General features: G+C 71.5%; 12 protein-coding genes. 6 read left to right on the plus strand and 6 right to left on the minus strand.

Translation table 11 applies throughout. From position 1 onward, the window contains the following. Nucleotides 1–70: 70 nt before the first annotated feature. Nucleotides 71–154 (minus strand): putative leader peptide, encoded by an 84-nt coding sequence (locus OG462_RS33220; RefSeq protein WP_310591794.1) that lies wholly within the window; start codon nt 152–154, stop codon nt 71–73. 198 nt (nt 155–352) lie between these two features. Continuing rightward, entirely contained in the window at nt 353–922 is a 570-nt protein-coding gene (locus OG462_RS33225) for a GNAT family N-acetyltransferase (protein ID WP_406063361.1), read from the minus strand. Nucleotides 923–1,193: 271 nt separating this feature from the next. On the opposite strand from OG462_RS33225, the gene OG462_RS33230 reads away from it, so the two are divergent. Then, nucleotides 1,194–1,862 carry a response regulator transcription factor gene (locus OG462_RS33230; protein ID WP_406063363.1) on the plus strand — a complete coding sequence of 223 codons (669 nt, stop codon included), beginning with the start codon at nt 1,194–1,196 and terminating at the stop codon, nt 1,860–1,862. A gap of 48 nt (nt 1,863–1,910) precedes the next feature. On the opposite strand, the gene OG462_RS33235 is transcribed toward OG462_RS33230, so the two are convergent. From OG462_RS33235 to OG462_RS33245, 3 genes are read right to left on the minus strand one after another with little or no spacing between them, the layout of a single operon-like run. Beyond that, entirely contained in the window at nt 1,911–2,531 is a 621-nt protein-coding gene (locus tag OG462_RS33235; RefSeq protein ID WP_406063365.1) for a DsbA family oxidoreductase, read from the minus strand. Nucleotides 2,532–2,546: 15 nt separating this feature from the next. Next, nucleotides 2,547–4,124, minus strand: coding sequence for an MFS transporter (locus tag OG462_RS33240; RefSeq protein WP_406063367.1), 1,578 nt, complete (start codon nt 4,122–4,124; stop codon nt 2,547–2,549). Continuing rightward, nucleotides 4,121–5,101, minus strand: coding sequence for a zinc-binding dehydrogenase (locus tag OG462_RS33245; RefSeq protein WP_406063369.1), 981 nt, complete (start codon nt 5,099–5,101; stop codon nt 4,121–4,123). The genes OG462_RS33240 and OG462_RS33245 overlap by 4 nt, the downstream gene beginning before the upstream one ends. Before the next feature lie 82 nt (nt 5,102–5,183). Here OG462_RS33245 and OG462_RS33250 point away from each other — a divergent pair, with 82 nt between their 5' ends. Beyond that, nucleotides 5,184–5,825 (plus strand): TetR/AcrR family transcriptional regulator, encoded by a 642-nt coding sequence (locus tag OG462_RS33250; protein ID WP_406063370.1) that lies wholly within the window; start codon nt 5,184–5,186, stop codon nt 5,823–5,825. Between the two features lie 72 nt (nt 5,826–5,897). On the opposite strand, the gene OG462_RS33255 is transcribed toward OG462_RS33250, so the two are convergent. Beyond that, nucleotides 5,898–6,872 carry a hypothetical protein gene (locus OG462_RS33255; RefSeq protein WP_406063372.1) on the minus strand — a complete coding sequence of 325 codons (975 nt, stop codon included), beginning with the start codon at nt 6,870–6,872 and terminating at the stop codon, nt 5,898–5,900. Between the two features lie 428 nt (nt 6,873–7,300). On the opposite strand from OG462_RS33255, the gene OG462_RS33260 reads away from it, so the two are divergent. The 4 genes from OG462_RS33260 (at nt 7,301) to OG462_RS33275 (ending at nt 11,030) form a co-directional block, all read left to right on the plus strand. Then, on the plus strand, nt 7,301–7,576 hold the full coding sequence (locus OG462_RS33260; RefSeq protein ID WP_406063374.1) for an acyl carrier protein: 276 nt from the start codon (nt 7,301–7,303) through the stop codon (nt 7,574–7,576). Between the two features lie 86 nt (nt 7,577–7,662). After that, on the plus strand, nt 7,663–8,343 hold the full coding sequence (locus OG462_RS33265; RefSeq protein ID WP_406063376.1) for a 4'-phosphopantetheinyl transferase family protein: 681 nt from the start codon (nt 7,663–7,665) through the stop codon (nt 8,341–8,343). A gap of 132 nt (nt 8,344–8,475) precedes the next feature. Then, nucleotides 8,476–10,038 carry an acyl-CoA carboxylase subunit beta gene (locus OG462_RS33270; RefSeq protein WP_406066818.1) on the plus strand — a complete coding sequence of 521 codons (1,563 nt, stop codon included), beginning with the start codon at nt 8,476–8,478 and terminating at the stop codon, nt 10,036–10,038. A gap of 38 nt (nt 10,039–10,076) precedes the next feature. Continuing rightward, the gene (locus OG462_RS33275; protein WP_406063378.1) at nt 10,077–11,030 is read left to right on the plus strand and encodes an aromatase/cyclase; all 954 of its coding nucleotides are present in this window, start codon (nt 10,077–10,079) and stop codon (nt 11,028–11,030) included. Nucleotides 11,031–11,088 lie beyond the last annotated feature (58 nt).

Here is an 11,088-nt window from a genome sequence, read left to right on the forward strand (position 1 = left end):
GTGGCGCGTCAGTGCGCAGCAGGGTCGGGCAGAGTCGTGCTGAAATGTGATCGCGGCGGTGCTGGTTCTCTCAGCGCGCCGGACAGATGGCGCTGGACATGCGGCCGAGGTCGACGTGCCGCCGACTCACCAAGGCAATTCCAGTTCCAGACATGACGGAAGCGTGTCACGGGACTTTGGACCCAGTCCAGCATCGTCCAGAATGCGGACATAGTCGTCTCGCTTGGCGAGATGGTGTGGTTTGGGTCACGCGAAAGGGGCCCTGATCAGGGCCCCTTCACGAGTCTTCAGCGGCTGCGGCGGGCGCGTGGCGGCGCCCCTGCCGGCACTCCTGCCGGCGGCCCGTCGCGGCTCAGGCGTGCGCGCCGGGCCACGGGCCGGGCGTCTCGGACTCCTCGACCTCCTCGACCTTGGTGTCGAAGAGCCGGAAGCCGCGGCGCTCGTAGTTGGCCATCGCGTGCGGGCCGTCGAGCGAGCAGGTGTGCAGCCAGACGCGCCGCGTCGCCTCGCGCTCCGGCCAGCGCTCGGCCAGGTCCCAGGCCCGCGCCACTCCGAAGGAGAGGAGGTGGCCGCCGATCCGGCGCCCACGGAACGCCGGGATCAGGCCGAAGTAGACGATCTCCACCACGCCGTCGTCCTGCGGGTCCAGCTCCACGTACCCGGCCGGCGTCCCCTTGTCGTACGCCACCCAGATCTCGGCGCCCGGCTTCTCGACGATCTCCTGCCACTGCTTGTACGTCAGCGACAGCCGGTCGTTCCAGCGGATGTCGCCACCGACCGCCGTATAGAGGAAGCGGCTGTACTCCGGCGACGGGACCGCGGCCCGGGCGATCGTGATGTCGCCATCCTCCGGGACGGGGGAGGGGCGGAGATCGGACGGTGCGGTCTGTTCGAGGGACCAGGTGGTGAGAGTGATGCGCATGGGGTCATCGCATCACGAGCCCGTGCGGCGGGGCGACCGGGGTCGGGGCGCGGGGTCCATCGGGCCCGTCGATCAATTTCAGCACGGCGCTCGACAATGGCCAGAACCGATCGATTAGCCGTGACGGAAAACAGGGTCCCTGTTATTACTGAAAAGAGGCAAAAGCCGCCGACCGGGGGTGGTATTCCGGCTCGCGCGCCCTGGAGGTCATCCCATGAGTTTGTTAAACTTCTGACCGTATGGGGCAGCGGTAACCCAGAGGGGGGATCGAATGCGCGTCCTTGTGGTCGAGGACGAAGGGGATCAGGCGGAGTCACTGATAGACGGCCTCAGACGGCATGGCCACGACACCATTGTGGTCGGTTCCGGGGCTGAAGCTCTGGACGTATTCGAGAATGCCGATCTGGTGCTGCTCGACCTTGGGCTGTCCGATATTGACGGAATCGAAGTTTGTCGTCGTATGCGGGCGGCAGGCGACACGCCGATTATATCCTTCGCCGACGAGTCCGCCGAACTCGACAGGATTCTCGGTCTGCAGGCGGGATCCGACGACTGTCTTGAACGGCCCTATTCATTTCGGGAACTGATGGCCCGCATCGACGCCGTCATGCGGCGGATCGGCGGCCAGCGCAGGTCCACCCTCTCCCGGGGCGGCCTCAGCCTCGACAGCGAGTCCCGGGAGGTCCGGCTCGACGGGAGGGCGATCGAACTGACCCGCAAGGAGTTCGACCTGCTGCACTACCTCGCGAGCCGTCCCGGTGTGGTCGTGTCCCGGGAGCGTCTGATGATCGACGTCTGGGGACACCCCGCCGGCGCGGGGCTCAGCGTGCAGGCGAGCCGCACGATCGACACCCATGTGAGCTCCATGCGGAGCAAGCTGCGGGAGAGATGCTGGATCACGACCGTCCGAGGGGTGGGATTCCGCTTCTGCCAGGAGTGAGCCGTCCCGGCGAGGACACGTGGTCCTCGCCGGGACCGGGCGGCGTGGTCAGCCACGCGACCGCGGGCTCAGCAGCTGTGCCAGGGCGTCCGGACCCTGGACGGCCGAGGCCGGCACCCCGCCGTTCACGACCAGCATGGGTACGCCCCTGACGCCCTGCTGCGCGCCCCGCCGTTCGTCGGCGCGCACGTCCTCCGTGAACTCCGACCCCTCCACCACCCGGCGGACCGCGGAGGGTTCGAGTCCCGCCTCGATCCCCAGCTTCTCCAGGACCTCCGGGGCCGCGATGTCGAGCCCCTCCGTGTGATAGCCGTACAGCAGCCGCTCCAGCACCTCGTCGGCCCGCCCGTGGACGGCGCCCAACCGGACGAGCCGGTGCGCGTCGAAGGAGTTGACCGGCCGGGCCTTGTGGAGCTCCAGCCGCAATCCCTCGGCCTCGCCGAGCGACTGGATCTGCCGCACCCGGGCGGCGGCCCGCTCCGGAGTGGGCTGGTACTGGGCGATGACCTCGGCCGCCGTCGGACCCGCCGTCGGGCTGCCCTCCGGATCGAGCTCGAAGCTGCGCCAGACGACCTCCACGTCCTCGCGTCCGGCGAGCGCGGTCGCCAGCCTCCTCTTCCCGATGTAGCACCAGGGGCACAGGATGTCGAAGTACGCCTCGACCCGCATGAGCAGGAACTCCTTTCAGTCGGCGACCGGCGCGGGAGCGGCGGCGCGGTCGTCGGGGGACGTCCGGTCCTTCTCGGCCGGCTCCCCGCGGCGGCGCAGCGTGAGCGTGAGCGCCGAGAGGGCCAGCAGGAGGGGGATCAGGATGAGCGCGTGGACGTGCAGGCTCTGGGTGAAACCGGCGCGGGCGGTGTCGGCCAGCGCGGAGCCCAGCGCCCCGGGGAGTTGCCGGGCGGCCTCCAGGGCCGCGGGCAGCGTCTCGCCGGCGGGACCGGCGACGTCCGCCGGCAGGCCCGGGGGCAGATGGTCGGCCATGTAGCCGCCGTAGACGGCTGTGGCGACGCTGCCCAGCGTGGCGATGCCCAGGGCTCCGCCGAGCTCCGCGCCCGTCTCGGAGATCGCCGAGGCGGCGCCGGCCCGTTCGGCCGGTGCGGAGCCCACGACCAGGCCGGTGCCCAGGGCCATGAACGGCGTGAGGCCGGCGAAGAGGAGCAGCGAGCCGGCCACCACGAAGCCCGGGCCGCCGTCGACCTGGGTGAGCATGATCGGCCCGAGGACGGCGAAGGCGGCGCCCGCGCTCATCAGGACGGCGGGCTGGAAACGGGCGGCGAGACCGGAGACCCACAGGGCGACGACCGTGCCGCCCACGGCGGTCGGCAGCTGCCACAGTCCGGCCTTCAGGGGCTCGAAGCCCAGGACCAGCTGCAGGTACTGCGAGGTGAGGAGGCTCGTACCGAAGAGGAGCATCCCGACCACGATCATCCCGCCGGCCGAGACCGCGAACGCGGGGACGCGGAAGAGGGACAGGTCGAGCAGCGGTTCGTCGAGCCGCCGTTGGCGCCGTACGAAGGCCGCGCCGATGACCAGACCGGCGGCGATGAAGCCCAGCGAGGCCGGCCCGACGCCGTCCGCTGCGAGGCTCTTGATCCCGTACACGATGGCGAGCGGGGCCACCAGGGACATCGCGACGCTGATCGGATCCAGCCGCCCGGTCCCGGCCGAACGGAACTCCGGTACGAGGAACGGGACGGTGAGGAGCAGCACCAGCATGGTCGGTACGGCGACGAGGAAGACCGAGCCCCACCAGAAGTACTGGAGGAGGACACCGCCGACGAGCGGACCGAGCGCCCCGCCGCCCATGAAGCTCATCATCCAGATGGTGATGGCGAGGGTGCGCTGCCCGGGGTCCCGGAAGAGGTTGCGGATCACGGAGAGCGAGGAGGGCGCCAGCGAGGCCGCGGCGACGCCTTGGATCGCGCGCGCGGCGATCAGCATCCCGGCGCTGTCCGCGTACGCGGCGAAGACCGAGGCGCCGGTGAAGGCGACGGCCCCGACGAGCAGGATCCGGCGGTGTCCGATCCGGTCCCCGAGCGTGCCCATGGTGATGAGGGCGCCGGCGACCATGAACCCGTAGATGTCCGTGATCCACAGCAGCTGGGGGCCGCTGGGGTCCAGGTCGCGGCTGAGCGTCGGCAGCGCCAGGTAGAGCACCGACATGTTCATCATGACCAGGACGGCCGGAACGCCGAGGACCGCCAGGGCGGTCCACTCGCGGGACCCCGCCCGCTCGGGCGGGGTACGGGCCTCGGTGCTCATCGGCCGGCGTCCGGGTCGCCGACGGCGAGCAGGGTCTTCCCGAGGGTGGCCCGCGCTTCGATGGCGGCGTGCGCCTCCGCCGCCGCGGCGAGTGGGAAGACCTGGCCGACGACCGGCCGCAGGGTGCCGTCCGCCGCGAGCCGCAGGGCCTCCCCGATGAAGGCGTGCGTCTGTGCGGGGCCCGGTCCCGCGAAGAGCCCGAGGGTACGGATCCGCCGGGCCGCGAGGTCGTCCTCGTCGAGCTCGGCGTCCGCGCCGCTCGCCATGCCGTACAGGCTGATGCGTCCGCCGGGGCCCAGCGCGCCCGCCGCCGCGGTGCCGATCGCGCCCCCCACTCCGTCGAAGACCACGTCGAGTGCGCCGCCGGCCGTGTCCTGGACCCGGCGGACCCAGTCGTCCTGCGCGTAGTCGACGTAGGCGGCGCCGAGGGAGACGATGAGCTGGGCCTTCCGCTCGCCGCGCGCGGCCCCGACGACACGGGCGCCGGCGTGCACGGCCAGCTGGACCAGGAGGCTGCCGACGCCGCCGGCCGCGGCCTCCACGAGGACCTTCTCGCCCGGCTTGACCTCGGCCTGACGGAAGAGCAGGAGCGCCGTGCGGCCGTCGGCCAGCAGGGCGACCGCGTCCTTGAGGTCCAGGCCGGACGGAACCGGTACGACCTCGTCGGCGCGGGCCAGGGCGCGTTCGGCGTAGCCGCCCTCGCCGCCGGTCGTGGTGACCACCGTCGTACCGATGAGGGCGGGGTCCGCGCCCGGTCCGACGGCGACGACGCGGCCGCCCACGCCGTTGCCCGGCACGCGGGGGAGCGGGGGACGGCCGAAGGGGCCGTTGCCGGAGCGCACCTGGGTCTCGACGAACGTGACGCTCGCGTACGCCACGTCGACGAGCACCTGCCCGGGTCCCGGCACCGGATCCTCGACCTGTCGAGCCCGCAGGACCTCCGGTCCTCCGAACTCCTCCATCACCACGGACAGCACGGCGCCCCTCCAAACGGATAGCTTCGCTTCGTTTGGAATGTATAACGGAGCGATTCGCTTCGCAAGTGGCTAGAGTGGGCCCATGGCCCGACGAGCTCCCCGATACGCAGAAGCAGAACGCAACGACCGCGCCCTCCTGGAGGCCGCCAAGAAGGTCCTCGCCGTGGACGGCGCCCATACGTCCGTGGCGACGATCGCGGCCCGCGCGGGAGTCGGCATCGCCAGCCTCTACCGGCGGTACCGCACCAAGGAGGAGCTGTTCCAGCACCTGTGCGCGCTGTCGCTCGGGCAGTGGATCCAGGCGGCGGAGGAGGGGCTCGCGCGCGACGACGCCTGGGAGGGCCTCGTCCACTACGTCACCGCCGCCATCGAGTTCAGCGGCGGTGCGCTCGGACCGCTGGCCGGCACGATCCAGGTCACCGACGAGATGGCCGAGAAGTTCAACAGGTCCGACGAGCTGACGCGCGCGCTGGTGGCGCGTGCCCATGAGGCCGGGGTGCTCCGGGCGGACGCCACGACCGTGGACATCTCCCTGCTCATCGAGCAGCTCGGCAAGTCCTCGCTCGTCGAGCAGTTCGAGGTGCAGGGCAGGACCGACCTCGTCGACGCGGCGAGCAGCGCCCGCCAGCGCATCATCGCCATCGCGCTGGACGGGCTGCGCGCCGGGCACGGCTCGCTGCCGGGCCGCCCGCCGGGGCCCGACCTCCTCGCCGAGCGCTGGTAGGCGCGGGGCGGGTGCGGCCGGGCCGGGGGCGGGCGGTCGTCGGGCGGCCCGTCGGGCCGTGGGGGCCGGTCGTCAGGCCGCCGGGCGGGGCCGTCGCTCGCTCAACGCCCGTACGACGTCCGCCTCGTGGTAGTACGTACGACCGCCGTGGCTCCGGCGCCGCCAGGCCTGCTGGCTGGCGAGCCGGTAGACGCTGCCGGACGGTGTGCCCCACAGCCGGGTGATGTCGGACGCGGTGAGCCACACGATCCTCGTTGGGGCCGCGTCCGCCGCGTGGGAGGTGCCGCCCGCGGCCGCGCCGTCGGGGCTGGGAGCCGACGGGGTCGTGCCGTCGAGGGGCGCGCGCCGTGTCGCACCGGACGGCGCTGACGGCGCCGTCATCCGCCGCCTGAGCAGCATCAGTTCCTCGCCCGTCCAGTGGTGTGCCGGATCGTTCCGGCACCGTACGGCCGGCGCCGACCCGGTGGCGGCCGGCCGGATCAGCGACTGGAGCCTCCCCGCGCAGCCCGGCTCGGGACAGGTTCCGACGGTCACCAGGCGGCGCTGGTCGGCAGGGTCCGCCGCGCGGGCGGCCCGGCGGGTCGCCTCGCTCAGTTCGCGGGAGGCGTCCCCGGCGGCGCTGTGCGCGGTCAGCCATCCCGCATGACGGATCAGAAAGGCCGTCAGGGCCTCCACCGTGCGGTCGGGGCGGGGCACCCGCCGGGCGTCCGCGATCAGGCCCGCCCAGGAGCCGAGGATCGCCAGGGCGTCCCGGCGGGCGTCGGACGCGGCCGTGTTGAAGGGGAGCCCGGGTGAACCGCCCCCCGATGTGCGTTCACGCGGGCCGCTCACGCTCCTGCTGCCGTCGAGCAGTTGACCGCAGGCCCGGTAGAGCGGGGGCAGCCGGCGGAGGTTCGCGAGGAGTTCGCCCTGACAGTCCCGACAGAGGAGGGCCCCGCCGGCGGTGGCTTTCCGCCCGCGTCCCGCCTGGGCCTCGTGCTGCCGGCGGCAGCCCGCGCCCGCGCAGGGGTGGTGCGACCGGACCGTTCGAGTCTCGCGGGAATTCAAGGTTTGTTTCCCCTTTGTAAATTCGATCCAGCTTCTGGATCGCGGCGGTCCGGTCAGCGTAAAAGCCCTCGACGAGTCCGGGCAAGGTCGACCTGATTTACTGGAGCGGCCCTTCCCATATTGATGGAATCCTGACGACTTTACGATCCCTTGACATGATCTTGTCGGATCCTTGAAAAATCTCCATTGACGTGGGTGCGGTCCGGCGAAGAAGCTGTTGAATACGTTCCCCAGGCATGTGCCCAGCCCCCGGCCGCAGTGCGGTCCGATGTGGGCGGTAGGGGTGCCCGCCTCTTCTGCTGTGGTGATTCCCGCAGGTGAAACACGATTTCCGGGTGTATGCCGTTCGAAGTTCCGAACGGCCGCACCGGCCGGGACCGCCCGTGCCGGGCGACCCGATCGACCTCCTCCCCCGTGAAAGGACACCCATGTCTTCCGGAATCCGTATATTCGACGTCGACGATCTGAAGCGAATTCTCAAGGAAGGGGTCGGGGCCGACGAAAGCGTCGACCTGGAAGGTGACATACTCGACCTGGATTTCGAAGCGCTCGGATACGAATCCCTGGCCATGCTGGAGACCGGTACGAGGATTGAGCGCGAGTTCGGCATCACCCTCGACGACGAGACGCTCACCGAGACCGCCACGCCGCGCAGCCTGATCGAGGCCGTGAACGCGTCGCTGCGTTCCGTCCCGACCGCCTGACCGCCCGTGACCCTCACGCGGCGCACCCCCAGCACCCCGGACGCCGCCGCGTGAGGCGGGCCCGGCCGGACGTCTGGCTGGTGCGGGTGAACGAGCCGCGACCCGACGTCGCGGCCCTGGCCCTGGAGGAGCTGGACGGCCGGGAGCGGGAGCGGGCGGAACGATTCGTCAGCCCCGGCGACCGGCTCCGGTACGTCGCCGCCCACATCGCGCTGCGCCGCGTCCTGGCGCTGCACACCGGGACGGCCCCGGGGGACCTGCGGTTCACCCGGGCCACCTGCCCCGAGTGCGGCGGCCCGCACGGCCGTCCCGAACTGGCCGTCGACGCGCCTCCCGTCCACTTCTCCCTCTCGCACAGCCACGGTCTGGTGCTCATCGCCGTCGCCGCCGCTCCGGTGGGAGCGGACATCCAGCGCTCGCCGGGCGGCGGCACCGTCGAGGCGTGCCTTCCGGCGCTCCACCCGGCCGAGCGGGCCGAGGTGGAGCGGCGGCCCGAGAGCGCCCGGCCGACCGCGTTCGGCCGGCTCTGGACCCGTAAGGAGGCCTACCTCAAAGGAATCGGCAAGGGCCTGGCGCACGGAGCCTCCTCCGACTATCTGGGAACCGACACCCACGGCCGGCCGCCCGGTTGGTCGGTCCTCGACCTGGACCTCGCGCAGGACCGGGCGTTCGCGGCGGCCGTGGCCGTGCGCGCGCAGGAGGCGGGGCCCCTGGAAGTGCGGGAGCGTTCCGCCTCGTTCCTCAGAGCCGCCGCTCCCGCCCTGTGAGCCGGGCCCGAGCGGTCGCCCCCCGAGAGCAGCCGCCGAGCGCAGCCCCTGAGAGCAGCCCCTGAGTGCAGTCGCCCCCCTGAAGTGGAGTGTGCCGTGCCGACAGCCGAGAGCCGCCCGCCGACCGTCACCATGACCGGCCACCGCACCGTCTCCGACCTCCGCGAGGAGTTGCGTGCCCTGCGTGAGCAGGCGCTCCGTGGCCCGAGTGACCGTGCGACCGAGGCCCAGCATGCGAAGGGGAAGCTGACGGCGCGCGAGCGCATCGAGCTGCTGCTCGACGCCGGTTCGTTCAGCGAGGTCGAGCAGTTGCGCCGGCACCGTGCGCAGGGTTTCGGCCTGGAGGCGAAGAAGCCGTACACCGATGGTGTGATCACCGGGTGGGGCACGGTGGAGGGCCGGACGGTCTTCGTGTACGCGCACGATTTCCGGATCTTCGGCGGTGCGCTGGGTGAGGCGCATGCGACGAAGATCCACAAGATCATGGACATGGCCATCGCGGCCGGTGCGCCGCTGGTCTCGCTGAACGACGGTGCGGGTGCCCGTATCCAGGAGGGCGTCTCGGCGCTCGCCGGCTACGGCGGCATCTTCCAGCGCAACACGCGTGCCTCGGGTGTCATCCCGCAGATCAGCGTGATGCTGGGCCCGTGTGCGGGTGGCGCGGCCTACAGTCCGGCGCTGACGGACTTCGTGTTCATGGTCCGTGAGACCTCGCAGATGTTCATCACCGGGCCGGACGTCGTCAAGGCGGTCACCGGTGAGGAGATCACCCAGAACGGGCTCGGCGGCGCCGACGTCCACGCGGGGGTCTCCGGTGTCTCCCACTTCGCGTACGACGACGAGGAGACCTGCATCGCCGAGGTCCGCTACCTCCTGTCGATGCTCCCGCAGAACAACCGGGAACTGCCCCCGGCCGTCGTGCCGGACGACTCGCCGGACCGGGCCACCCCGGCCCTCCTCGACCTCGTCCCCGCCGACGCCGCCCGTGCGTACGACGTACGGGCCGTGATCGAGGAACTCGTCGACGACGGGGAACACATGGAGGTGCACGGCGACTGGGCCGCCAACCTGGTGTGCACCCTCGCCCGGCTGGACGGCCGGGTCGTCGGCATCGTCGCCAACCAGCCCTCCGTGATGGCCGGAGTCCTGGACATCGACGCCTCCGAGAAGGGGGCCCGTTTCGTGCAGTTCTGCGACGCCTTCAGCATCCCGATCGTCACGCTCGTGGACGTACCCGGCTTCCTCCCCGGCGTCGGCCAGGAGCACAACGGCGTCATCAGACGGGGCGCGAAGCTGCTGTACGCGTACTGCAACGCGACCGTGCCCCGGGTCTCCCTGATCCTGCGCAAGGCCTACGGCGGCGCGTACATCGTCATGGACTCCCAGTCCATCGGCGCCGACCTCACGTACGCCTGGCCCACCAACGAAATCGCGGTCATGGGCGCCGAGGGCGCCGCCAACGTGATCTTCCGCAAGCAGATCGCGACCGCTCAGGATCCCGAGGCGGAACGCCGACAGAAGATCAAGGAATACCGGACCGAACTCATGCACCCCTACTACGCGGTCGAGCGCGGCCTCGTGGACGACGTCATCGACCCCGCCGACACCCGCCGGGTGCTCGTACGCGCGCTGGACATGCTCCGCGCCAAGCACGCCGAACTCCCCGCACGCAAACACGGAAACCCGCCGCAGTGACGACGGCGTCGCCGGGCGCCGATCCCAAGGAGCCGACCATGACCCAGCCCACCACGCGGGAGACCGCACACGAGATCACCGTCCGCGCGACGGCCGAGCGGCTCTACGCACTGATCGCCGACGTCGGCGGCTGGCCCGCGATCTTCCCGCCCTCCGTCCACGCCGACCACCTGGAGCGGGGCGACACGGAGGAACGCATCCGCCTCTGGGCCACCGTCGACGGACAGGTCAAGCACTGGACGTCCCGACGCACCCTGGACCGGGCGGGCCTGCGCGTCGACTTCCGGCAGGAGGTGCCGAGCCCGCCGTTCGCCGCGATGGGCGGCGCCTGGATCATCGAGCCCGCCGGACCGGGGGAGTGCCGCGTACGCCTGCTGCACGACTTCCGGGCCGTCGGCGACGACGCCGGCACGCTCGACTGGATCGACCGCGCCGTGGACGCCAACAGCCGGGCGGAACTCGCCGCGCTCAAACAGCACGCCGAACGCGGCGACGGCGGCGGCGAGCACGACACCTTCCTCACCTTCGAGGACACCGTCCGCCTCGAAGGCCACGCCAAGGACGTCTACGACTTCATCGACCAGGCCCAGCACTGGGCCGAACGGCTGCCCCACGTCACGGCCGTGTCCCTGCGGGACGCCGGCCCCGGCGTGCAGATCCTGGCCATGGACACGCTCACCAAGGACGGCAGCGCGCACACCACCGAGTCGGTGCGCGTCTGCGTCCCGTACGAGCGGATCGTCTACAAGCAGACCACCCTGCCCCCGCTGATGGCCCTGCACACCGGCGAATGGAGCTTCGAGGAGGACGGCGACGGCACCACCGTGGTCACCTCACGCCACACCGCCGTGGTCGAGCCCCGTGCCGTCGCCCGGGTCCTCGGCGAGACCGCCGACATCGCGGCGGCGCGCCGTTTCCTCCGCGAGGCGCTGGGCGCGAACAGCCTGGCCACGCTGAGGCACGCCGGAGCGTACGCCGCGGCCCGCCGCTGACCGCGGCCGGTCCCCTTCCGTATCAGCACCCCTCGTCAGCACCCCTCATCAGCACTCC

Origin of the sequence: Streptomyces sp. NBC_01077 (genome assembly GCF_045162855.1) — a bacterium.
Classification (GTDB): Bacteria; Actinomycetota; Actinomycetes; order Streptomycetales; family Streptomycetaceae; genus Streptomyces.